Source organism: Neglectibacter sp. X4, assembly GCF_009917365.1.
In the GTDB taxonomy this organism is placed as follows: domain Bacteria; phylum Bacillota; class Clostridia; order Oscillospirales; family Acutalibacteraceae; genus Acutalibacter.
The window spans coordinates 117926-142683 of sequence record NZ_QWLE01000003.1 but is presented as its reverse complement, the minus strand read 5'-3'; the positions used below and the strand labels follow the sequence as shown (position 1 = coordinate 142683).

Genomic DNA, 24758 nt, shown 5'->3' with positions numbered 1-24758 from the left:
TTTCACTTGGCACTTTGATTTGGCGCTGCGCCAGGAAGCAGCGGCTGTATGCCACAGCAAAATTTCGAAAGGTTTGGTAAAAGTATGGACAAATTTATCGGGAAGCGCCTGGACGGAAAGTATGAAATACACGACCTTTTGGGCGTGGGCGGGATGGCCTATGTATACCGGGCCTATGACAGGGTAGAGGATCGGTGGGTGGCCATCAAAATTTTAAAGGAAGAGTTTTCCGACAACAGCGATTTCCTCCGGCGGTTCCGCAACGAGGCCAAGGCCATCACCCTGCTTTCCCATCCCAATATTGTGGAGGTGTTCGATGTAAGCTTTGGAGACAGGCTTCAGTATATTGTCATGGAGTATATTGACGGCATCTCTCTGAAGGAATATATCGAGCAGGAGGGCACCATCCGCTGGCAGGAGGTTCTGCATTTCACCACCCAGATCCTTCTGGCCCTGGAGCACGCCCATGGGAAGGGCATCATCCACCGGGACATTAAGCCCCAGAACATTATGCTGCTTCAGGACGGCACCATCAAGGTGGCAGACTTCGGCATTGCCCGTTTTTCCCAAAGCGAAACCCAGACCATGACCGACAAGGCCATCGGCTCTGTACACTATATCGCCCCGGAGCAGGCCAGGGGGGACTATATTACCGATAAGGCGGATATCTATTCCCTGGGCGTAGTGCTGTATGAGATGCTCACTGGGAAGCTGCCCTTTGTGGCGGAAAACGCCGTGTCTGTAGCCCTCATGCAGCTACAGGCAAAGCCTGCCCAGCCAAGGGAAGTGAACCCCTCCATTCCCCGGGGATTGGAGCAGATTACCATGCGGGCCATGGAGAAGAATCCAGTCAACCGTTTCCAGAGCGCCGGGGAGATGCTGGACGATCTGGATATGTTCCGCCGCAACCCTGCTATGTCCTTCCACTATGACCTTCATGCCCAGCCCGGCTATGATGCTGCCCGGGGCATGGACGCCTATGACAACACCCGTTTCACTCCCACCTATGACGACAGCTATGAGTATGAGGAGGAGTTTGTGCGATCCCGCCGGGGAGCCAGAGGGGCCATGGCGGTGAAGGGCGTAATAGCCGCAGCCATCATTGTGCTGCTGGCTGTAGGCGCTGTGTGGCTTTTGAACAACTGGGAAACCCTCCTGGAGGGGGAGACGGCGGAGCAGATGGAAATGCCCAGCTTTGAAGGAAAGCTTTACGAAGAGGTTATCGGCAACGAAGAATATAATGACTTTTTCAAGTTTACCACCACCGAGGGCAATGATCCGGACAGGCAGCCTGGAGAAATTTTAAAGCAGACCCCTGCCGCTGGCATTATGGTGAAGAAAGGCCGGCAGGTGGAATTGATGGTAAACGGCAAGGTGGAGCAGGTTCCTGTGCCCGACGTGGTAGGGCGCACAGACGCTGACGCCATTGCCCTGCTGAAAGAGATTGGCCTGAAGTATAAGACGGAAACCGTGGCTGACGACGACATGGAAGTGGGCAAAATCGTCTCCACAGAGCCTTCCAGCGGCGAAATGGTAGACGCGGGATCCATCGTTATCCTGCGGGTAAGCAAAGGCCCGGCCAAAAAGAAGGTAAAGGTGCCGGATAACCTGAAGGGCCAGCTTTTGTATAACGTAACTGCCACCCTGGAGGACGCGGGCCTGGTGGTGGGCAATGTGACCTATGATGACAGCAGCAAGGAAGGCAAGGACATCGTGATCAGCACGAATCCCGAGTCTGGCGCGGAGGTTTCCGAAGGGGCCACAGTGGATATCATTGTAAGCTCTGGCAAGGGCGCGGAAAAAACGCTGGAAAAGACCATTAGCCTGCCTGCCAGCGTTAACGCCAATGTAAACCTCCAGGTATACCGCAACGGCGTTGTCACCGAGCAGCTTTCCATCAACCCCGCCCTGGCTGGCAGCTACCGGGTGGCCTTTACAGGCACCAGCGGGGTGGACACAGTGATTATCACCCTGGACGGCCAGACCTATATGGAGCTTTCCTTTAATTTCGACACAGGGGAGGAGCCAGTGGTGGTACACACCTATGAGGTGAACTTGGGCGGCGGCAATAACGAGGAACCAGATGAACCCTCCGGCGGGGAGGGAGACGGTGGGGAAGGGGGCGAATAGCCGGGAATGGAATACCGGGAAACAGACGGGCTGGTGCGGAAATGTGTAGGCGGCTTCTACACAGTGGAAACACCGGAAGGCTTTTATACAGTTACGGCCCGGGGGCGCTTTCGCAAGGAGGGGGTTTCCCCCTGCGCTGGGGACAGGGTGCGGGTAAGCGTTACCGAGGAGGACAGAACCGGAGCGCTGGTGGAAATTTATCCCCGGAAAAATGTCCTGGTGCGCCCGCCTTTAGCAAATCTGGATAAGCTCTTTGTGGTGTGCGCCGCTAAGGATCCTGCCCCGGTGCCCCTGCTCATTGACAAGACCGTGGCGGCGGCAGAGCTTTCCGGCATCGATCCAGTAGTGGTGTTCACTAAGGCAGATCTGTCCGACGGCACCCTGGAGGAGCTGATGAAGGGCTACCAGCTTGCGGGGCTTTCCTGCTGCCTTGTCTCTCCGGTCACCGGGGAGGGGATAGGGCAGGTGCGGGAGATACTCACAGGCTGCGTCTCCGCTTTCACCGGGAACTCCGGGGTGGGCAAGTCTACCCTCTTAAACGCCCTTTTTCCGGAGCTGTCCCTGAAAACCGGGGAGGTGAGCCGGAAGCTGGGCCGGGGCAGGCATACCACACGGGAAGTGGAGCTTTACAAAATAGATGGAAGCAGTTATGTGGCGGATACGCCGGGCTTTTCCACCTTTGAACTGCAGCGCTACAGGCTGACAGATAAGGAAAAGCTGATAGAGGGGTTTCGGGAAATGGCCCCTTTGGCGGCAGGCTGCCAATTCACCTCCTGCTCCCACACCTGCGAAAAGGGGTGCGCGGTGCTGAAAGGCGTGAAAAAAGGACTGGTGGCAAAAAGCCGCTTTGAAAGCTATGTACAAATGTATCAAGAGATAAAGGATGTCAAACAATGGCAGCAGAAAAAAGGGAATGTATGATTATAGGCGCTTCGCCCATACGGGGCGGGCAGGTCTTTAAAGAGTATGAACTGGAAAAGTATTATGTAATTTGCGCGGACGCAGGTTTTGAGACAGCCCAGAAAAATGGGGTGCAGCCGGATCTGGTGGTGGGCGATTTCGATTCCGCCAAGGCTCCGCCTCCCAAAGACGTGAAGTGCATGACCCTTCCCGTGGAAAAGGACGTGACAGACACCATGTTTGCCGCCATGAAGGGCCTTTCCAAGGGTTACAGGGACTTTGTGCTGCTGGGGTGCCTGGGCGGGCCCCGCTTTGACCACACCCTGGCAAACCTGGAGGTGCTGCGGTTTATCCGGGATCATGGCGGCCATGGCTTTTTAGCAGACGAGCGCACCAAGGTGTTCCTGCTGTATGATGAAAAGCTGACCATTACCGGCATGAAGGGGGCTACTGTTTCTGTTTTCCCCTATGGATGCGCAAACTGCAATGTGAGCTATACAGGGCTGCAGTATCCCTTGACCCGGGAGGATCTCACTGTGGGCGGTTTGGTGATGGGGGTAAGCAACAGCATTACCGCTGACAGGGCGATTATCCGGGTACATAGGGGCACAGCCTTGGTGGCAGTATACCAGGGATAAGCCCCGCAGCGTCAGGCGCGTGTGATTGCTTTGTGTGAACACGCTCTAAAAGAACTCTGCTTAAAAAGCCCCCGCTCCCCATGGGCACAGGACGCCTTCCTTCTGCATAGGATGGAGCAAAGGGGGCAGCGGCCCTTTGCGGCCCCCTCCATGGACATAGGGGGTGTTCTGTATCAACATACTTTTATGTGTGGCGGGAGTCGTGCTGATGATTCTGGGCGCGGCGGAACTTGTGCGCCTGATAACCTTCTGGGCCACCCGGCCCATAGGAGGCCAGAGGATGGCCCTGGTGGTGGCCCCTGCGGGAGAGGACGACTGTGAAGCCATGGTGCGGGCGGCAGCAGAGCGGGTGCGGTGGATGGGCTGCGGCAGCAGTCTTATCTGCTTGCTGCCGGAGGAGAACCCGGAACTTTCAAGCATCTGCCGGTTCTTGCAGCTTCAATATCCCTATTTGCGGGTTTCCAAAAAGGAAGATTTGCTATACCATATATGGGAAGAACTGTAAGAACCCGGAGAGCGTGACGCGGCTGACAGGGTGCTTTTGAAGTCAGCGGGCTGGATTTAGAGAGTGGAGGATGTGGAAACTTGGCTGAAAACGGGCTTTTAGAGCTGAGTGGGACAGTGGAGCATGTGGTCTACCACAACGATAAAAACCAGTATACTGTGCTGGAGATGGCGGCAGGGGAAGAACTGGTGACAGTGGTAGGGGAGTTCCCTTTTGTCAGTGAAGGGGAGGAACTGCAGGTATACGGCGGATGGGATACCCATCCCTCCTTTGGGCAGCAGTTTAAGGCCCAAACCTTTGAGCGTGCCCGCCCTGCCACAGCCGCTGCCATGATGAAATATCTGGCTTCCGGAGCGGTGAAAGGCGTAGGCCCTGCCACGGCCCGGCGCATTGTGGAAACCTTTGGGGAAAAGGCCTTGGAGGTGATGGAGCGGGAGCCGGAGCGTCTTTCCCAAATCAAGGGGATTACAAAGGAGAAGGCCCAGTCCATTGGGGAGGAACTGAAGCGTGTATACGGCATCCGGGAGCTGATGGCCTACCTGGGGGCCTATGGGGTGCGCCCGGAAGAGGCGGTGCAGGTGTGGAAAACCTATGGGCAGGATTCCGTATCCTGCATTCAGGAAGACCCTTACCGGCTGTGCGAGGATGGCATGAACATCAGCTTTACCATCGCGGACATGATAGCGGAGTCTATGGAAAAGCCCAGGGATGATTTGGGCCGGGTGCAGGCTGGGGTGTTGTATGTGCTGAGGCACAACCTGGACAACGGCCACACCTGCCTGCCCTGGGACAAGCTGTGCAGTGCCGCCGCTCAGATGCTGGGGGTAGAGCTGGAAATGGCCCAGGACGCGGTGTATACCCTGTGCGAAAGCTTCCAGTTGAGATGCGAGAACGTAGATGGCAAGGACTTTATCTTTCTGGAGCGCCAGCATATTTCCGAGTCTTATATAGCTGCCCGGATGAAGGCCATGCTCCGTATTCCTCCCCAGGCTCTTGGCGGGGCCGACGTGCAGATTGCGGCTATTGAGGCCCGTAAGGGCGTACAATATGCGGAAAAGCAGAAAGAGGCCATCCGGGCTGCTATGGAAAAGGGAATCCTCATCCTCACGGGGGGGCCGGGCACAGGCAAAACCACCACCTTGAATGCCATCATCCACATCCTGAAGCTTTCCGGGGAAAAGGTGCTGCTGGCGGCCCCCACAGGCCGGGCCGCTAAGCGCATGAGCGAACTGACTGGGGAGGAGGCCAAAACCATCCACCGGATGCTCCAGGTAGACTGGGACGAGCAGGATAACCCCGTCTTCACCCGCAACGAGCGCAATCCCCTGGAATGCGACTGCCTGGTGGTAGACGAGCTTTCCATGGTGGACGCTTATGTGTTTGAAAGCCTTTTGCGGGCATTGCCCCTTTCCTGCCGGCTGATTCTGGTGGGGGACAGCGACCAGCTTCCTTCTGTAGGGGCGGGCAATGTGCTGGGGGATTTAATTGCCTCCCAGCTTTTTCCCACAGTGCAGCTAAAGGAAATCTTCCGCCAGTCCATGGAAAGCCTGATTGTTTTAAGCGCCCACCGCATTGTGGAGGGGAAGCTGCCGGAGCTTCGCCGCCGGGACAGTGATTTTTTCTTTATGCCCCGGGAAGATCCGGCAGAGACAGCCCAGTTGATTGTTTCCCTTTGCGCCCAGCGCCTGCCTAGAAGCTATGGCTTTTCCAGCGTTTCCGATATCCAGGTGCTGTGTCCGGGCCGTAAGGGAGAGCTGGGCACAGTAGAGCTGAACAAGCTTTTGCGGGAGGCAGTGAACCCGCCCCGGAAGGGAAAAACAGAAGCGCGGATAAACGGGCAGCTTTTCCGGCTGGGGGATAAGGTGATGCAGGTGAAAAATGATTATAACCTTCCCTGGACGCGGGAGGACGGCACCTCCGGGGAAGGGGTGTTCAACGGGGACATGGGGGTTATCACGGAGATTGATAAACCCGGCGGCGCTATCCGGGTAGAGATAGACGACAAAGAAGTATTGTATGACTTTGACCATGCCGCCAATGAATTGGAGCCTGCCTATGCTGTAACAGTACATAAAAGCCAGGGCAATGAGTTCACCGCTGTCATTATCCCTGTGCTCAACCCTCCCGGCCAATTGTGTTACCGGAACCTGCTGTATACCGGGGTCACCCGGGCAAAGCAGTTGCTGATTCTGGCAGGACGGAAGTCTACGATTGCCGCGATGATTGAAAATGACCGGAAAACCCGGCGGTATACAGGCCTGCAATGGCTTTTGGAAAAGGAACAGGAAGAAATATAATATGTATGCGGCCCCCTGCCACAACGACAGGGGGCCGCATGTTTGTTATCGGTTATTCAGTTCCGCGTATTGAAGTAAATTGCGGCACAGGTACATGACCAGCAGGGATAGGGGCACATTGACGGCTGTCATTCCCAGGAACATGCCGGCAAACCCAAAGGACTCTGGCAGCAGGAACATCAGGCCGATGCCAGCCGCAATCCCAGGCAGGGCCATTACAATCAGCGCCAGGAAGTAGAAGAACAAGACCATCATTTTGGAAGAAACCGAGCCGAACACCCGCTCCACCAAAATATTGCCTGCCGTAAACAGCAGCGAGAAGGAAATCCGCGCCACAATGCACAGCACAATGATCAGCACATCAGCCTTCACCAGTAGCCCCGCGGGCACAAAGATGATAACGGCTTCCATCACGTCTGAAATAAGCGTTTCCTTCATGCAGTACAGCAGCTTTTTCAGAGGCGGTTCAGGCATCAGGTAGATGAAAGGCTTGATAAGCTCCAGGTTAAAGCGGCCCATGCTCTCCGAGAAGATCTGCATGTAGGTAGCCATGGAAAATGTGGCAATAATTGCGGCCCCGGTATCGCCCTCCATGGATTGCTTCATCACAAAGGCAAAGAAGAGGATGATTACCACGAAAATCAGGGACATGTTGGACAGGAAGAATACCCCGGCCCGCCGGTTTTCAATGCGGTGCTTGTAATAGAGGGCGCTGGCGCCCCAGCCATTGCGGAGGCCAGTCTTGCCCACCTTCACATTCTTGGGCACCAACTCATTGACCTTGCCCTCTTTCTGGGCGGTCACATTGGATTGGGCCAGCTCGGCAGTTTCCAGCACATCCTCATAGTAGTTATTTTTGCAGGTGACAATAAGCACAGCCAGCGCTGCTATCAGCACCAGGCACAGTGCGGCCCCAGCAAGGATCATCGGCATATCCTCTGTAAGAGCGCCTCCGATAATAGCCGCTGACCAGCCCCCAGCTGGGAACAGCATTCCCGGGAAGGAGGACAGGAAAGAAGCACAACTGTCCATGGCGCTATAGAAATCCTTTCCGCCGGAAAGCAGGGGGAGGAGGGAGTCCCGGCAGGTGTAAGCCATCCACACAAGGTAAAGGGCCGCTATAGCATAAATGCATATCCGCAGCGTAGTGGTGGCGTTTTCCTTGCCGCTGGTGCGGCTGTAGATGGCCATGGAGCAGAAGGCAGCCAGGAAAATGCAGATGGCAAACCCCAGGATAATCAGTGCCATATGCCCCCAGGTGATGCCAAACGCCACCTTCAGCCAGCCATACTGGAACGCCAGAACCAAGGCCATCACCAGGGAAAGCCCTAACTGCCGCATAAGCCCGTATACCAGCACCCGGTTAGGGTGCAGGGGGGCAGGGAAGAGAAGGGTCACGTCCGACAAGGTGAACATAGGTGTTTTGGCAGAATTGCCCCCGGTTGCCAGTGCCATCAGGAACGTGAAGCTGTAGAACAAAGTGAGCATGGCAGTAAGCTGGTACATGGGCTGGGGCGTTTCCAGCTCCTGGCCGCTGCGGCCCATAACGGAAAAAACCAGGAGGGCCAACATTATCACCACGTAAATCAGCTTTGCCGGAGAGTGCAGCAAATCTTTTATCTGGTTTTTCAGCTTTGTGCGTGTCAGATACCCCAAGGCGTTTCTCATAGGGACTCGCCTCCCTCAGGAGCTTTGCCTTCGGTAATCTGGAAGAACAGTTCCTCCAAATCCTGGCCCTCTGTGCCGTCATTATACCGGGTGGCGGCAAACCGGCCGCCTATCATAATGTTTGCCACATCCCAATAGTCCTCCACACTGTCTATCATGTGGGTGCTGATAAGCACAGAGCAGCCGCTCTGTTTCAATTCCCGGAAAATAGCCTTCAATTCTTTGATGGCATGGGGATCCAGGCCCACAAGAGGCTCGTCAAAAATAGCCACCCTGGGCTTGTGGCACAAGGCGCAGCAGATGGAAAGCTTCTGCTGCATACCCTTGGAAAGCTCCTTGCCCAGCTTATCCTTTTTGTCCCACAGCTCCAGCCGCTCCAGAAGCTGCTGGGTGTAGGCTTCATCCTCCACCTTATAGGCCCGGCGGATGAACTCCAGATGCTCTTCCACTGTCAGCAGGTCGTAAACAGCGGGCATCTCCGGTATGTACCCCAACTGCCGCTTGGCCTCTGTTGAAGTGTTTGTAAGGCCGTTGATTTCAATGCGCCCGGTAAAGCGCAAAAGGCCTGTAATGCATTTGATGATGGTGGATTTCCCCGCGCCGTTTGGCCCCAGCAGGATGCCAATCTGCCCGTCCCCTACGGCAAAACTGATATTGTCGTTTGCCAAGGTTTTCCGATACTTCTTTGTTACACCGCTAATGGATAGCATAGCAAAATAACCCCCTTCTCCTTTTTGCCAAGACAGGTTTGCCTGCCCTGCAAGCTCTATTTCCTGCCTGACTTGATATTATTATAATATCATATAAATATCGTGTCAAGAGCCAGCCGCAAAAAACATAATAAATAGAGCGTCCTGTCCTATTTTACTGCAAACACACAGGCCATGCAAGAAAGTTAAAAAAATCGTAAGGTTTTTGACAGATATATCATGGGAAAGTTTTTCTAAGCATACCGGCGGCAAAACCGGGCAGGCTACAAAAAGACCACCATGAAAGGATGATGCAGCATGGAGAAACAAATTCCCGGCATGGACAGGGCCGCCCAATCCTATTTCAATACCTTGCCTGTTATTCTGCAGGAGCAGATTATCCAGAGCGGTGCAAAGCTTTGCACCAAGGCCCAACTGGAAAGCTACTGCAAAAACGCCCTGACCCCGGCAGGCTGGAAAAACCTGCAGGAAAGCAGCGGACAGTGAATGGCAAAAAGCAGGCGCGCCGCCATAACGGCAAAGTGCCGCAACGAAGTATTCTATGTAAGGCAGGGCTGTGACTGTAAAAGGTCACAGTCCTGCTTTTTCAGGCCGTTTTCCGCTCTTTACGCCACTGTCCTCTGCCGTCCCCGGCTTCACAGAGGTTGTCAGCGATGTCGATGATCCCAGCGGCCTTGTAGTAAATCTCAATCTTCTGCCTGCGGTGTCCGCTACTTTTGTCAGGAGCGTGGACGATGATCTTGTCAACCAGTTCGTTCAGCATTTCCGCCGTCAATTCTTCCGGGTCGGTGTACTTGCGGACACTTTTCAGAAATTGCCGGAGGTCGTGGGCTTCCTGCTCACCATCGTCAATCAACGATTGCAGTTCCCCAATGACCTGCCGTACCTGCTTCTGCTCCTCCTCATACTGCGTGGAGAGTTTGTCAAACCGCTCCGGGCTGAGCCGTCCCGCCACCATGTCCTCATAGATGCGCTTGAACAAGACATCCAAAGGTGGATAGCATGTCGTCCAAATCCTGATCATCATCACCGAGCAAGATGTCCTCGGCGGAGGGAGATGTTCCCACTTCCATGTTGAACTCATCGAACAGCTTGTCCATCGAGATAGAATTCGGGATGTCATAGTGACCAAGTTCTTCATTCTCCACCAAATTCAAGGCGGAGCGGGCTACCTTCGCCCAGCGTTCAGGAACCGCCTTGTAAATCACACGAAAAACCCTGCCGCCCTGCGTTACAGAACTGATGCACTCACGGTTGACGCAACATTCCGCATCAAGTTCCGTGTAGGGGAAAGGCACCATGACCTCGCCTTCCCGAATTGGATCACCGTTGTAGTTGACCGTAAATTTTTTGACTCTTGTTGCCATGTTTTCGTCCTTTCTGGCCGCGAGGGTCATAAGGCAGAAAACTGGCATATACCTGGGAGCGATACCCCCAGACGGTCGAAATAGAACGCACGAAACCGAGGGTACCAGACTCGTTTCCAGAAAAGTCCTGTCGGTTTTCCTGAAAACGGTATGTAGTATCCTGCCTTCGGACGTCACTCCGGCCGTATACAATTTTTATTTGAGCGTTGACCGCCCAGACAACTGCACATATGATTGTGCAGTCGTCTCGATGGCCAAATCCATTCGAGTCCTCAATACTCTAAGGACACATGTTCCCATATTGAGAAATTCGTTTGAATCTAATCTCGTTGCGCTTTCATTGTACTTGGAACGGCGTGCAACTGCGATGTGACCATTTGGGATGTTCTTGGGTAAGACTTGGGTAGGACTTGGGAGAATAGAAAAATTCTAAAATGAGCAAAAAAATAAGCCCCCTGCATCATTGCAGGAGGCTCAACGGTCTCTGTGACTATATTAATCTATAAATAATTCAGGAATGTTAAACTGAATGTCCGTAGCCTCGGTTTCTACGCCGATATTTCCGCATTCCAGTATGCTGCGCTTTATTCGTTTCTTGCCATCGACTTCCAAGATGTACTTACTATAGTTTGACGGTTTCTGGATGAATATCGATGCTTCACGTGAGAAACCGCTCTGCTGCAGAAAGATGGTGTCAGGGTTGGTTGTGCCATATTCCACAAACTCGTACCAGTCATTTTCAAAGTGATCCATTCCGTGAACAGCTTTATATTCCAGGGATACCTTTCTAAAATAGTTGGAAATGCTGAACAGCAGTACATTCTCAATCACGCTCAAGGATTCGGCGATTACCAAGTTCTTATGGTACTTTGACTCCGAATTGTATCTGTCCGCTACCTTATACTGTCCCGACCAAACGCCTGTTTCGGGATTGTTCTCCTTATAGCGAATTGCACTGAGGATAATGGTACGTAGACCGTTGCCGCGAATCCATCGGAGCAATATTGTGGAATACCATCGTATGACAGAATCCAGTCTGTTTGTACCGGGTTTACCTAATGTCTGTTTCTCATAGATATCCCACTTAAACAGCCGCCGAAGCTTCATCATAAACTCCACCAGTTCTTCGAAATCGACCTCGTCATCTTCACCCTTAAGTTCAGGGTAATGAAGGCCTTCATTCACGATGGCATCATGCAGGTTTTCTGCCTGGTCATACGAAAGGGTAATATCATCACTGGTGCGTTGAATTGGGAAGTTCTCTATGATCCGCTGTTTCTGCCGATTAGAAAGGAAATTCTCGAATTTCTGCGTCACCGGCGTCACTTTGCCAGATGCCAAATCACGGGTAAGAATCAGCCCGAACTTACGCAGGGCTTCAAAATCAGTCTCGGTCGCTGCATCATGGCATGTACTCATCTCGATATCGCCATCAGCAAGATCCCTGACCAATGCACCCATATAGTCCGTGTTCTGCTTTATATCGAGAGCAGACTCCTGTGGCGGCACATCCGTCTGCAGTAATTCCTTGTAACGCTCCTCTTTAAGTTTTTCATCCAGTTTCACAAGAATGACATTGCCATAGAGGTTATATTTGATTCTGCCGACACGCCCCACCAAGTTTCTGAATTCCACTTCGTCCATGTTGCTCTGACCGTTACGATAGCTGGTAATGAAGAGATTATCGGCAGGAAGATTTACACCCTCAATGAGCGTACTCGTGCAAAATATGGTCCTCAAATCGCCTTTTTCAAAACTCTTCTCAATTCGCAGACGGATATTTGCAGGAAGGTATCCTACATGATAGGCAACACCTCTGACAATCAAATCCGCAAGATAACAGTCATCATGGACTTCCTGTCGGATTTCTGTGGCTAAAGCGTTCAGTGTCTCATCATTCTTCGGATGAATATTTCTTGCATATTTTACCGCCTGCTCCAGAACACTTCTGCGGGAACTACAATAAACCACATTCTGCTTATCCTGTCCGACCGTGGCAACTATATCACATAACTCCTGCCCTTCAGGTATGGTATAGCACCTCTCGAATTGCTTTGAATAATCATTGTAGTAATACCCACCACGCCCCGGAACATTCAGGAAATATTTAAATTGGCACACCGGTGCAAACCGTGATGCCAGCTTCTTCATATCTGCTTTTTCGATTCCAGGGATGATGTTCATGTACACCTCTGGATTGGGTATGTTGGGAGATGCAAAAATTACAGTGGGGAGCGTTTTCTGTCTACCCAATTGCGTAAGCACCTTGAAGTAGTATGTACTTCTGCCGCCACGAGCCGAAATTTTATGCGCTTCGTCAATGAATAGGAAGTCAATGTGTATGTTCTCTCGCTCGATCATCATATGGAGCAAGCGTTCTGGCGTCATCACAAAAATGAAATGGTGATCCTGCTGCAGAACCAGATCTCCGGAGGCCGTCACAATACGGTAGTTCAGTTCCTTCAATTTTGACTGCAAGGCACCGATCAGGTTGCTCCTTACTTCATTGATGAGTGCCTTGGTTGGGACGAGAATGGCAAAGTTATCGGTTGAGCCATTCTCTATTTCCTGTTGAATGTATGTTTGAACAACAAAGGATTTCCCCATCGAGGTGGGACCGGAGTAGCTGAAGAATTTCTCCTTCATGCCCTTATATACAAGCATCTGGTCATTGAAAAAATATTCATCATTCTTTCCGGGAATCCTGTGTTCTTCTTTATCATATTCGTAGAAAATCTGGTCAAGAAGGTTTTCGCTCTCAAAGCCCTCGACCGTTTTGGATCTCAAGCCACGATAGTTTCCTACCGCCGAAAGCACAGAGCCGAGATAATATTTTGCGGATGCATCTTCCGGATATAGGAGCCGAAGCAGTATGGCTATTTCCTGTCCCCACAGCCTGTCCCTATCGGCGGTAGGTGTGTGAACGGATTTGGACAGCAAGTCAGCAAACCGCAATGCATCCTTCACGGGGATGTCTCGCGGTCTGCGGTCAGTATGGAATAGTTTAATCGAATAATTGTATAGAAGGTCTCCGTAGATTTCCTGCAAATACTCGTTCTTGTCGATATTCCTATAAAGCGCCTCTGCAAGAGTTGCGTTCCGTGGTGCCTGAATCATTACACAACACCTCCCGTCAGCATTTCCTGGATGATGCTGTTTTTTTCGTTTGGCGCATCATTAAACGGGAACACGTAGAAATAAAAGCTATGTCCCATCAAACCTTTTTTATTAATCAAATCAGTGATATGCGGCTGAGCAGCATCAATGTCTTTCTTCAGCTGTTCTTTCACAGCTGTCCGGTATTTCTGGCTATCGTATTCCGGCGTATCCAGCTGAATGGTGTATCCAAGAAAAGCACCAAATGCCATGTCCGGCTTGTAGCCACCACCACGCTGCGGAGTCATAAGATCGACCATAAAAGTAGTCGCTGCAGGATCATAAATCGTCCATTGCGGAGTGTTCTCTACCATTTTCATTTCATCATTGTAACCGGCTTCAATGTTTGCAATCTTGTCAAACGCACGGTCTATGGCTGCAGTAAGATTGCCGGTGATATCCGATGCGCCGAACACAAGCTGATGAAAAGGCTGACCAGTAAGGTTCAGAGAGAGCAGATGCACACCATCGCTTTTACTGACAGAACGCAGATTCCCATCCAACTCTATTCTGCTCATAATCTTTGGTGCATTAAGTTCCTGTTCCAAGAATGTATACAGCATGATTTCACCAAGAACAGTCTCGGCATTGGAGCCATATTTCTGTATGAATTTCAGCATTGCCTGTGCGCCGACAGCCGCTTCATTCTTCGTCCGGTCTACCAGCCGTTTTTTCTCTGCTCTTGAAAAGACATAGCTGCCGATATTGTTGATGATAAAATCCTTCAAGTCTCCGAAACGAAACTTGCAGTTTGTTGGATCAACATAGAATACACACGCTCTTGTGGGATTGCTCAGTCCAGCAATCGTAACATCCGTTGCCATCTTGAAAACACGGTCGAACAGCGGGTCCTTTAATGTCCGTTTCAAGGGCATGATAGTATCCTGCTCCACGATTGGACTGAGAAAGTAAATTTCTTCGGTGCTGGAGATAAAGCCATCCACATAGCCAGTTGCGATTTCCCTGATGCTTGCACCCATTTTGTTGTTCTCGGTACTGCGTATTGCGTAAGTGACAACATTCGCAAGAAGTGCGGACTCATCGAAAGAATTATAGTTCAGGATATTGTCCTTCTCAAATCCCGGAGAAATTCCAACAACTGTATTGCCAAGTATCGTCGTGTCATCACGCAGTACATCCCTGATACCACGTACCAAGGCTTCATGCTTTTCGTTATGAATTAGAGGAATAACATATTTATCAAAGCCTTCATCAATCTCATCAATGGAGAGGGTTGTCGCCGCATCCTCTAAATCCTTTGGTACAGAATCATGCCCACTTTTCAAATGGCTCGGAAGGCCCGCGTTATAAACATTAATATCCAGTCCATAGGCCGCAAAGATACCGCGGCAGATATCCTTCACCTTATCTGCGTTGCGTCTTCTGCTTTGATAGATGAGGGTAATCATCGTACCCAGGCAGATTTGTTTCATCTTGCGTCCTCCTTCCTAAAACTAAAGTGCAAGAATGTCAGCATCCATTTTTCTTCCTGATAGATAATATTCATATGCTATTTTTGCGGGTAGAAAACGCACTTTTATGTTTTGCAAGCCAAGATTTGAAAGTATCTCCATTGATGCCTCCCCGCGATCTTCTATCGCCATTTTTTCTGTCGGCATAAGAAAACAATTTTTAACAGTAATAAAGCCGTGGTCATTTATAAATTTCTGATATGCCAATTGATAGAGGTACTGCTTAGTGACCGACTCGATGCCAGGCTGTCCTTTCGGAACACAATCACGTTCGAGCTGTGCGTTGTAATACTTCGCATCGAAGATGATGAACTGACCGTCTCTTATAGAAATCAAGTCGGGTTTCAGCGTATCATTTGCGGTTTTACCTGTTACTGTCCACAAGGGTTTTTCAATCAAATCTACAAGTCTTTGATTCTTGTCATATTCTGCTTTTAGCGGTATTGGTAAAGGAAGTGCGCCAAGTCTTACATTAAGCTGGTTATCCATAATGTCGGCACAGATGCCTTCCCATACGAGATTGAAGCTATTTGTTCCAAAGAGCGACAAGCAGTCTGTATCATACAGGTTTCCGCTATGGTAGATATAGGCATAAATTGTTTTCAGAACAAGCTGTTTCCTTGTGTTGAACTGGGTGTTCAATTCCTTCTCAATTCGGTAGAGAATGAATTCCTTATCGCCAAAATCATCCAGTTCCTCCTCCGTCAAATCCACTCCTGTAATTTCAAAAAGATCAAGAAGCTCTGCATCCCTTAATTCTTCAGACGCCCTGGTCAATATGCATTCATGTAAGCGTTTAAAATAATCGAAGTCATCAGTAATACGCTTCCTTGTCTGGAGATCAGTATAATATGGTCGGTTATTCGAGAGCATGGTGAAAGTCTCATTTATTGTTTTGTCCCACAAAATTTTACCAGAACCATTGCTCTCGATAATATCCTCGGTATTGTTATAAACGCCGTTTTCAAAATAATCCTGCAACAGAAACAGCAGCACAGCAAGAAGATTAAATGCACTACTTTCGCTACTGTCATTGAACATCCGAACAATCTGCTCCTTGGTATTGTATTTTTCAAGGACCTTCAGCACCTGGCGAAGTTCTTCTTTAAGCTGATTGGAGTGGAGCAGATACTTTGGATAGCATTTTAGGACATGCCCAGCAACTACTATAACTCCCACAAATGTGAAAACATAATAGTATTCATCTTCGCCCACTTCAACATCCGCGACTTCGATATCTTCATCCAAAAGATTGGACATATCTCTTTGATGGTCTGATGCCCGTACAGCTTTCAGGACTCCGAATTCTTTTAACTTCCGAATCAGCGGGATTGCCTTTTCCTCTAAACAATCCAATATCCTGCAGAGGTCTTTTTGGGTATATCTTTGTTGCTCTCTTACAAATTCAGAGATCATATATTGCGACCTCCTCAGTTTTCTTCGTTAGGTGGCGTCCATTGTGGTTCTTCCGGCTCAGTTTCGAGCTGGATGTCGTGGTTGAAGATTCCAATGCCCCTCAAATCAAATTCCCTGCAAATCTCGGAGTAACGAGTGCTGTTTTGGAAACATCCCTCAAATAACTTAGGCCGTTTTTGCCTTGCGGCATCTTCGAAAAGGTACATAATGACTTTGTTCTTAAAGACGTGGATAAACCTATCCCTGTCGATTTCATCTCCATCTGACGGTACCACAATGCTTCTCGAAATGAAATAGGGCCCAAGCTGCTTGTCTTCATTGATTTTCTCTTTTGCAAGGAAATTATTGATGGCTTTACGTAGCTTATTCCATTCCACCTTCTGTGACTTGTCATTTGCAAGATATACAAATTTCCCGCTGATTAGTTCATCACTATCATCTATGCCAAGGTATGTAAAATCCCAGCGTCTCTTAAATGCAGTATCCATCGGGAAAACACCTTGATCGGCACTATTCATCGTAGCCCAAATAAACATATTGTCTGGGATGCGCAATTTCGCATAATCGTCAGGTTTCCCGCCTAATTCCCCTGCGAGGTAAGCCTTTATGTCTTCAGATGCTTGAATAGGGTACTCACTTACTTCGTCGGCACCACGGTCAAGGAGCTGGAATATGTCTCCAAAGACAGCGGCAACATTCGCACGATTTATCTCCTCGATAATAAGAAGGAAGGGTCTGATATTTGTAGTTCGACTATTTTTCAGTGCTTTAACATATACACGCATAAATGGACCGGGTACATAGGCATAGGTAATCGTGTCATTACCTTGACTGTCTTTGGAGGGTACAGGCTTATATGTACCTACGAAATGCGCATAGGAATAATCCGGATGGAAGGTAACACGCTCATAATTATCCTCATTGTTTTCGCCGACAAGTTCTTTTGACTCTTTATTGATTGTGTAGCTCTTGCCCGTTCCAGGTGCGCCAAACAGGATGCGATTCCTCTCAAAAGATGACTGATATCCCGTGTTAAATTTTATTTGGATACACTCGTCAATCGTAGTTGCAGAACCATCTGATTTGTTCGAACAGTAATACTTTTTATACAAGAACAGAAGATTTTCAGGCTCTTTTATCTCGTAACAGGTCGTTAAGTATCCTTCATCCTCCGGGAGTCTATCCGATTCATCAAATGAGGAATGCCAAACTCCAGATTTTTGATGCGCCATATTCTCGCTCACATCATAGAAATACGGGGACAGGCCATCAACAAAAGCTATCAATTGAGAGCCATCCATCACGGTTATAACGGAAGAGGAGGATGTTTCATAGAAAGATTTCATTTCTCCCGCTTTTCGTGATGCCGTCTTTTTGTCGCTATGATAGTAATGCGCCAATAAAGCCTCTGACACCTTATCTCTGTCAAGAGATCCATTTTTAATATAATTAAGTAGGTCGCCGGTTTCTTTCCACCCTATAGCAATAATGCCCTTTTCCTTCCATTTTTCGGCGTAGTGTTCAGACTCATCAGATGATCCCAATCTGTAAAAATGGCGTATTTCTCCAAACATCGCATAGCAGATATCTTGGAAGTTGGGCGACATATAGCTTGTCCTCTTTTTGATAAGAGTAAGCTGTCCGTTCATTCCATAGTATTTTTCGCTTGGATTTATCCCAAACCCAAACAGAATATGCTTAAGCCAGTCGGTTACATACCAACCGATAAACTTATCAGGAAAAATCATGTGAAAATATTTCTGTACCCATGCGTAGGAAGCGAATTTCCCCATCAATGCATTTAAGTCATCATCCAGCTTTTCATAATCTTCGACAGAATTAAGCGTTTGAGATTGAATCATCTCACAAGCATTTACAAGATTGTCACGGATTGTCTTGCCAAGCTGCAATGCTTCTGTCTCTGAAAGAACTTGTGGTGTCTTTGGAGCGCCAGTAGTCCATGTTCCATCTTCTTGACGCTGGAAGAGACCGAACTTAAAGGACGAGCCACCCGAAATGCTTCCGAACGTCCTTTTCAGTTTCGGATTAAACTCCAAATGATAGCATAGGCTGTCATTATTGCCATCTACAGTTAAGAAAAGATAGCCAAGCAACTCATTGTCACTTAAGGATTTTAGGACTTCCGGGGCAAATTTCTCTTTAAAGCCGTTAAGCAAACTAACGATTTCATCCTTAGAGGTTTCAAACTTGACGGTATGGGTATTAGGATATTCCATCACCAAATTTGCCGCCTGTTCATATATCATTGATTCCTGTGGCATAATTCAATCCCCCTTTATTGACTTTCCTTAAGGATGTATTCGATGCTATTATCGTAGTCCCCATAAAAATCGAACCAATCCTGTTTGTAGTTATCTTCCTTGTACTCCCAAAAAGAAAACGGATCGGAAAGACGGCTACAAACATAATCTACAGCTTTTCTTTCCTTTATCGAATATGGGGATAATGCTATGGTATTTCCATCCCCGCTGACATTAAAAAGCAGTGTTTGTGAAAGCAATTTCATCCAATCAGCCATATTTCTTCTGGCTCTTGTTAATGGCTGAAGCTGTTGACCATCATGCCGAGATTCTATGATGCTTTCAGCGCAAGAAAAATAGTCTGACATGGCCGTACACCGTACTGCATAGCCCTGCATTTCATTCAATGACAATATTGGCTGTTCGCCACTCTCCCACAGTTTATATAGAATTTTCCATATCAGTACTGCTGGTCTTACTTGTATGTTGTAATGTGCCTGCAACTCCGTGAAAGATTCATAGTTAAAGTTTTTACCATAACTTTGCATCAAGGATGGGCTTAGTTGGGACTTATGCCCATTCGGGTACTGATATCTTAACAATTGTAATGTAATCAATTCGGAGTAAGAAAGGCTGTGGTTCAAATAGGCCATTGCTATGGGCGTAAGTGTAAGCACCTTACTTAGCCTGGTAGAGTATATGAGACCAAACTCACTCAAAATCTGCTGATAGTCTCTCCAAGCATCGACTTGATTGCTATCCGCCCGAACATTGGCTGTAAGGATTCCGTTATTAACGAGGTATCCATTTATTTTCTCCGCATCTACAGTATCTCCTTTGCATAGGAGACAAGCATTCAGTAAGCCGTCAAATACCTCGACTTTAAGGACACCGGCGTGTTGAGTAATTGGCCACGATAAACCTTCATATGGAATATTAGGATACATTTTTCCCCTCCAACACTTTTTTTATCGCCGATAGTATTTCATACGCTAATAAAGGCGGCACAGCATTTCCTACCTGTCTATACTGCTCAGTCCTTGAGCCAGAAAACTCATACCAATCAGGAAAGCTCTGCAGGCGCGCAGTTTCTCTTACGGTCAGCGCCCTTGGCTCATATGGATGAATAAACGGTCTTGCTCCTCCTGCGGAGGAACCAATCATTACCGTACCCGATGGCATATCCGGTCTAAGTCTGTCTGAGTAGGAACCCCGATCCCTGCCCCCTTGAGGGACTGCCTCAAAACGCTTTCTTACAGCCTCTGTATGAACTCTTATGACTTGATTGGGTAAGCCCTCTACACTTTCCAATGCAAATTTACTTGGCATTTTATCAGGAAGTTGCTCATGTAAAGATCCGGTTGCGTTTGTTGGAAAAGAAAATGATTCACATGATATGTCAGGTCTAAAGCCAACAATAAAAATCCGCTCCCTTTCTTGCGGAATACCAAAGTCGGATGCATTTAACTTGGTTCTATACAGTTGATAGTTTGTTTCGTTTTCGATAAACTCCAAAAGATTATTAAAATCCTCTCCGTGGTTTACAGTCATCAGACCAGGAACATTTTCAAACAGAAACACCTTCGGTTTTAAGCCGGAAACAAGTTCAAAATACTTTATTGTCAATCTACCTCTTGGATCATCCAGGGATTGCCTTTTTCCCATAATGCTAAAAGCTTGGCAGGGTGGCCCGGCAATAATCAGGTCTACATCACCATTAATTTTAGCCAGGCCTCTGATTTTTTCAGCAGTCAAATCCATTGCATCATCGTTATATACAGAAACATGAGGCAGATTTGTTTTTATTGTTTCCGTATAGGATGGAATAATGTCGCTCACTAAGAGCGTCTTAAACCCAGCAAAATGAGCGCCGAGATCAAGACCACCGCCACCACTGAACAGACTGATGCAGTTATATTTATACTCAACTTTTTTGCTGAATGAATTCAGTCTCTGAAGATAAATATTCGTGTTCTTTTTGCTCAAACCAGTTACTCCTCCCAGTAACCAATTGCTGCTATAATGTCCCTGAACACGGACGCAATTACAGGTGGGCAAACAGCGTTGGCTAATTGTTTAGCGGCATCCGTTCGAGAAACCGCACTAAAATCATAATCGTCAGGGAATCCCATCACTCTTTTCATTTCGTTAACGCTCAAGTGCCGACGTTCTTTTGAAAGAATCGGAATATGCGCACCTCCACCTGAGTTCAAGACTGTAAGAGTAGGCAGAGGACTGTCAATAGATAATGCTCTTACGCCACTTGACCTCACCTGAAAAACGCAATCGTTAAGGTCACAATTAGTTGCGATACGCTCCAATGCCTTCCTTGTTCGCGGAACCTCAAACGACATCTCCTCTATGGTCTTGATTCCCAAATAGTAGTCAATATACTCATCCCATCTCTTCGTGACAGGAATAGAACGATCACCATGAATAATAAAAGATCGAAACGATGTTTTTTCTGTTCGTTTCTCCGTGAACGCAACTAAACATTCCCCGTAGATATCCTTACGCAATCCCACGATATAGATACGGGAGCGACTTTGAGGAATTCCAAAGTATGCACTATCCAATATGGCAGAAGATATGCTATATCCCGCATCCGTCAGCTTTTCAGTTATGACTCGAAATGTTCTACCTTTGTCATGTCTCACCAAGTTTGGAACATTCTCTAAAAAAACTATTTGCGGCTTTTTCGTTTCAATCACGGATAGCAGCTTAAAAAAGATTGTTCCTCGTGAATCCCTGAATCCGAGTTCTTTTCCCGCAACTGAGAATGGCTGGCATGGAAAGCCTGCGCACAGCATATCAAAATCAGGCAAAGCAGATGGATCAACCTCAAAAATATCCTTGGAGTCAAAGCCAAGCCCGAAGTTCTTCTTATAAGTCTTTTCACAATTGTTGTCAATTTCGTTTGTATAGACGGATGCAGCCCTTAACCCGGATGCCTCTATCCCAAGTCGGAAACCGCCAACTCCTGTACAAAACTCCGCGTATCGAATCATGCTACATACCATTCCTTCTCGAGTTAGATACAACGCCATTCATTCCATTGCGCTTTTTCCGCTTGCAACCCAATCGTCTAATTCGGAGCATTTGAATTTCCACTGTTTTCCTATCTTGTGGGCTGGAATACCTTTGTCCTTTCTAATCCAATCACGAATAGTCCCAGGCTTGACCCCCAGATATTTTGCAGCTTCATCAATGTTTATCCATTTATCGTTAGTGACATCTGCCATCTCTGCACCTCCGAGTGTTTATTATAATAAACCATTCTATATTATATCATATGTCGGCGCAATTTGCAATGGGTTTGCTGCGATTTGCTGCTGTTTCTTGTCATTTCTAATCAATACACACAACAATAACGATACCCCAGAGAGCACAATTGCACACTCTGGGGTATTTTTATTGTTTTTGATAAAATTCACACTCGTACCCATCCGCCCGAAGCAACAGCCCTTTAATCCAAGGCGGCGTTCTACCCATCTGCTCACAAACAGCGTCCAAGGAAACGGCTGGGCTACACTCGATGATAAGCTCATCATGGACATGGCCGACTATGAAACAGTGGCGGAGCGTTTTCATAGCATAGGCGAGAATGTCCCTGCTGACCGCCTGGACAATATTTTCTACGAATTTTGGGCCATAACTTTCAATCCGCCCCCACTTGCCCGTAGTTGTACCCTCGTAGGTCACGGAGTCGCTGCCAAACTGGTTGATACCCATACGGGGCTTGACATAGCACAGCCGTCTACCAGAGAGCAAATTGATAAACAGCATTCCGCTCTTATAGTAAATCCGAAAGCTGTGGGTTTCTGTGGCGGTCTTGTATAAAACCGCCTTTTTGACAGCGGCATCGATATCCCACCAGAAACGAGTGATGTTCGGGTTGGACTGCCGCCACGCATCCACCAGCGGCTGAAGCTCCTCCTCTGCCAGCCCCATTTCCAACGCACCCATCGCTTTCAAAGCGCCAACTGAACCGCCGTAGCCGAGGGCCAGTTCCGCAATTTTACCCTTTTGCCGGAGGTGGCCGTTGATACCATTCTTGACCACAGGAATATGGAACATTTTGCTTGCGCTTTCGCAGTAAATGTCTTTCCCATCCTTGAACACATCAATGCGCCATTGCTCCCCAGCAAGGAAGCTGAGTACCCTGGCTTCGATAGCAGAGAAATCAGCAACAATACTTGATAAGGTCAGCGCCTTCCTCCATTTTCTGCTCATCCAGTTTCAGCACGGCACCGATGCCTTTCAAAGAGAGGGGAAGTCCCATATATGCGCCCCAAATGCGGGAGCATTTCCAGGATGAGGGGTCCAGGTAGTTTCCAACGGTATCCTCTGGACTGCTGTAGCTCTGAAAGTACTGCGGATGGTTTCGCCGGAGCCAGACGGACAAGCAGACACGCTCGAACTGTGCGTTATACGCCCATTTCTCCACAGAGCTATCCGCCAAAGCTGCCAGCACCTCGTCCGGGACAGTCTCGCCGCGGGCGATATCGACCACTTGGATTTTGCCGTCGTTCACGCTGTAACCCAGGAGCAGGATTTCAAAGCTAGGCGATTCTGCATAGGGGTACACGCCGGATTTTTTCAAGTCCACATCTGAAAAGGTTTCCAAGTCAAGAGCCAGGATTTTTATTGCAGTCAATTTTCAGCACCTCCTCACAAGGCAATCGGCTCGAATTTGAGCCGATTGCCCCTGATGACGCAGGTTGGCTGGATCATAAAGGTGTAGTTTTCCATGATAATTTATCTCCTTCATGAATGGAGCGGGTGGCGTTCAAGCCACCCGCTCGAAGCTGGTGTGTATTAGTCGAGGAACGGTGAGTTCTTCTTAGGGATAGATCCCAAGGTGCAGTCCCATATAAAGAACGTAAAAATCCCATACCGCAAAGGTGGTGCGGACGGTTCTGACCAGACCAAGGCCAACGGCTTAACGACCAAGGTTTTTATCCCCTCTATGCACGAACTGGGCCACACCCATGATTATTATGCCGGGAAGATGCCTGTAGACGGTGCCTGCTTGGCCTACTTCCTGCAGGGCGACAGCGATGAGGCTGCGGCCTTGCGCAAGGCCACGCTGGACGGTATGCCCGTCGCGTTCTGGCAGCGCACCCAAATACACAGCATAGCTGCTCCTCGCGATTGGGTCAATTACACAGACGAGAGCGGCAGCTGGGATTCGGCGAAAGTCATTGTCACTCGAGGCATCCGGCCCATGCTTATTCTGGACGGCAGCGGCCTTTGGCTGGACGACGACGGGAACCTTCTGGACAACCGCCCTCCGCCTGCTCCCGCCAAGCTGGCCGTCTCCAGCAAGCGCATTCGCAGCACTGAGAAGCTCACTTTGAGCTGGGATGCTGTGGAGGACCCGGATGGCGATAAGGTTTCCTACACCTTGGAGCGCTCCGTGAACGGAGGTAAATTCAGCCTGCTGATAGGCGGCAGCACTAAGACAGAGTACAGCATAAGCTCCCACACGGCCGGGAAGGCGCAGTACCGGGTCAAGGCTAAAGACAGCAATGGCAGCGAGAGTGGGTATACAGTTTCACCCTCAGTTACCGTGGTACAGAACAACAAGCCAGTGATCAATGGGGATACCGCCACAAGCGAGGACTTCGGTACGATGAGCGAGGGCTTTGTGTACCGCTATATAGTAGAAGATCCGGATGGCGACGCGGTGACAGTAACGGAGAGAATTCCTGTACCGATAAGTTCATCTGCTTTCAAGTATACAGCCGTCCGCGAATTTCCCGCCAAGCCAGGCGTGGAGTATGAACTGGACATGAGCGGGGAGCGGTTTGCTGTGCTGACGGGGAATGGACGTACCTATTCCCCTTATATTACTGCCACGGACAAATACGGCGCTAGTACGAGTAAAATGCTGCGCTTCAAAAAGGAGACGGATTACTTTGTGGTCTCCCCTGTCCGGCCATTTCCAGCGGAAAAGATGCCTCGGAGAGCCCGCCTGGAGGTGGAGAGAAATATAAGCGATGGCAGCACTTTTAAGGTGGAGGTTTGTAACAATCCATATGCTCCGGAGCCGGTCTGGGAGGACTGCACCGATGCAGTAGAGCAGGGCAACGTCTATGTTTTTGTGAATGACCTTGACCTTTCTGGAAAGCACGGCCTGGATGTCAGGGTCACAGTTGGAAGGGCGGAAGATGGGGATGCCTGCTGGGTATCTTCCATTTCTGGTAATTTTGAAATCTATATGGAGGGATAGTTC

General features: G+C 49.0%; 18 protein-coding genes and 2 pseudogenes. 7 read left to right on the top strand and 13 right to left on the bottom strand.

What is annotated here, in order from left to right; all coding sequences use genetic code 11:
• Window positions 1–84 precede the first annotated feature (84 nt).
• The 5 genes from pknB to D1841_RS03710 all read left to right on the top strand — a co-directional run bounded on the left by pknB (window position 85) and on the right by D1841_RS03710 (window position 6470).
• Window positions 85–2130, top strand: a complete 2046-nt coding sequence (pknB, locus tag D1841_RS03730; RefSeq protein WP_160642049.1) for a Stk1 family PASTA domain-containing Ser/Thr kinase — start codon at window positions 85–87, stop codon at window positions 2128–2130.
• A 6-nt stretch (window positions 2131–2136) separates the two neighbouring features.
• On the top strand, window positions 2137–3051 hold the full coding sequence (gene rsgA, locus D1841_RS03725; RefSeq protein ID WP_160642048.1) for a ribosome small subunit-dependent GTPase A: 915 nt from the start codon (window positions 2137–2139) through the stop codon (window positions 3049–3051).
• Window positions 3024–3668 (top strand): thiamine diphosphokinase, encoded by a 645-nt coding sequence (locus D1841_RS03720; RefSeq protein WP_160642047.1) that lies wholly within the window; start codon window positions 3024–3026, stop codon window positions 3666–3668. Before rsgA ends, D1841_RS03720 begins: the two co-directional genes overlap by 28 nt.
• Window positions 3669–3876: 208 nt before the next feature.
• Window positions 3877–4173, top strand: coding sequence for a hypothetical protein (locus D1841_RS03715; protein ID WP_160642046.1), 297 nt, complete (start codon window positions 3877–3879; stop codon window positions 4171–4173).
• Between the two features lie 80 nt (window positions 4174–4253).
• The gene (locus tag D1841_RS03710) at window positions 4254–6470 is read left to right on the top strand and encodes an ATP-dependent RecD-like DNA helicase (RefSeq protein ID WP_160642045.1); all 2217 of its coding nucleotides are present in this window, start codon (window positions 4254–4256) and stop codon (window positions 6468–6470) included.
• Window positions 6471–6515: 45 nt separating this feature from the next.
• Here D1841_RS03710 and D1841_RS03705 read toward each other — a convergent pair whose 3' ends face one another.
• Both D1841_RS03705 and D1841_RS03700 read right to left on the bottom strand, forming a co-directional pair.
• Window positions 6516–8138, bottom strand: a complete 1623-nt coding sequence (locus D1841_RS03705) for a putative ABC exporter domain-containing protein (RefSeq protein ID WP_160642044.1) — start codon at window positions 8136–8138, stop codon at window positions 6516–6518.
• The gene (locus tag D1841_RS03700; RefSeq protein ID WP_160642043.1) at window positions 8135–8848 is read right to left on the bottom strand and encodes an ABC transporter ATP-binding protein; all 714 of its coding nucleotides are present in this window, start codon (window positions 8846–8848) and stop codon (window positions 8135–8137) included. The genes D1841_RS03705 and D1841_RS03700 overlap by 4 nt, the downstream gene beginning before the upstream one ends.
• Window positions 8849–9145: 297 nt before the next feature.
• Between D1841_RS03700 and D1841_RS03695 the strand changes: the two genes are divergently transcribed.
• On the top strand, window positions 9146–9334 hold the full coding sequence (locus tag D1841_RS03695; RefSeq protein WP_160642042.1) for a hypothetical protein: 189 nt from the start codon (window positions 9146–9148) through the stop codon (window positions 9332–9334).
• A 100-nt stretch (window positions 9335–9434) separates the two neighbouring features.
• Here the strand turns inward: D1841_RS03695 and D1841_RS03690 are convergent, their stop codons facing one another.
• From D1841_RS03690 to D1841_RS03640, 11 genes and pseudogenes are all read right to left on the bottom strand, one after another.
• Window positions 9435–9875 carry a DUF4368 domain-containing protein gene (locus D1841_RS03690; protein ID WP_166554225.1) on the bottom strand — a complete coding sequence of 147 codons (441 nt, stop codon included), beginning with the start codon at window positions 9873–9875 and terminating at the stop codon, window positions 9435–9437.
• Entirely contained in the window at window positions 9811–10215 is a 405-nt protein-coding gene (locus D1841_RS03685; protein WP_160642040.1) for a hypothetical protein, read from the bottom strand. Before D1841_RS03685 ends, D1841_RS03690 begins: the two co-directional genes overlap by 65 nt.
• A 495-nt stretch (window positions 10216–10710) precedes the next feature.
• The gene (locus D1841_RS03680; RefSeq protein WP_160642039.1) at window positions 10711–13332 is read right to left on the bottom strand and encodes a DEAD/DEAH box helicase; all 2622 of its coding nucleotides are present in this window, start codon (window positions 13330–13332) and stop codon (window positions 10711–10713) included.
• A complete protein-coding gene (locus tag D1841_RS03675) occupies window positions 13332–14804 on the bottom strand; it encodes a DUF1837 domain-containing protein (protein ID WP_160642038.1) in 1473 nt (490 codons plus the stop codon). The genes D1841_RS03680 and D1841_RS03675 overlap by 1 nt, the downstream gene beginning before the upstream one ends.
• Before the next feature lie 21 nt (window positions 14805–14825).
• Complete coding sequence (locus tag D1841_RS03670; protein ID WP_160642037.1) at window positions 14826–16259, bottom strand: LlaJI family restriction endonuclease; 1434 nt, start codon at window positions 16257–16259, stop codon at window positions 14826–14828.
• A gap of 14 nt (window positions 16260–16273) precedes the next feature.
• Window positions 16274–18541 (bottom strand): AAA family ATPase, encoded by a 2268-nt coding sequence (locus tag D1841_RS03665; protein WP_160642036.1) that lies wholly within the window; start codon window positions 18539–18541, stop codon window positions 16274–16276.
• A gap of 14 nt (window positions 18542–18555) precedes the next feature.
• Window positions 18556–19467: a hypothetical protein gene (locus D1841_RS03660; protein ID WP_160642035.1), complete on the bottom strand. Its 912-nt coding sequence runs from the start codon at window positions 19465–19467 to the stop codon at window positions 18556–18558.
• Window positions 19457–20506, bottom strand: coding sequence for a DNA cytosine methyltransferase (locus D1841_RS03655; RefSeq protein ID WP_160642034.1), 1050 nt, complete (start codon window positions 20504–20506; stop codon window positions 19457–19459). Before D1841_RS03655 ends, D1841_RS03660 begins: the two co-directional genes overlap by 11 nt.
• A gap of 5 nt (window positions 20507–20511) precedes the next feature.
• Complete coding sequence (gene dcm / locus D1841_RS03650) at window positions 20512–21528, bottom strand: DNA (cytosine-5-)-methyltransferase (RefSeq protein ID WP_160642033.1); 1017 nt, start codon at window positions 21526–21528, stop codon at window positions 20512–20514.
• A 39-nt stretch (window positions 21529–21567) separates the two neighbouring features.
• Window positions 21568–21762, bottom strand: a complete 195-nt coding sequence (locus D1841_RS03645) for a helix-turn-helix domain-containing protein (protein ID WP_160642032.1) — start codon at window positions 21760–21762, stop codon at window positions 21568–21570.
• Window positions 21763–21931: 169 nt separating this feature from the next.
• Window positions 21932–23168, bottom strand: a pseudogene (locus D1841_RS03640) (DNA polymerase).
• Window positions 23169–23360: 192 nt separating this feature from the next.
• Between D1841_RS03640 and D1841_RS03635 the strand changes: the two are divergent.
• Window positions 23361–24755: pseudogene (locus tag D1841_RS03635) on the top strand (DUF6273 domain-containing protein); the annotation flags it as partial.
• Between the last annotated feature and the right edge of the window lie 3 nt (window positions 24756–24758).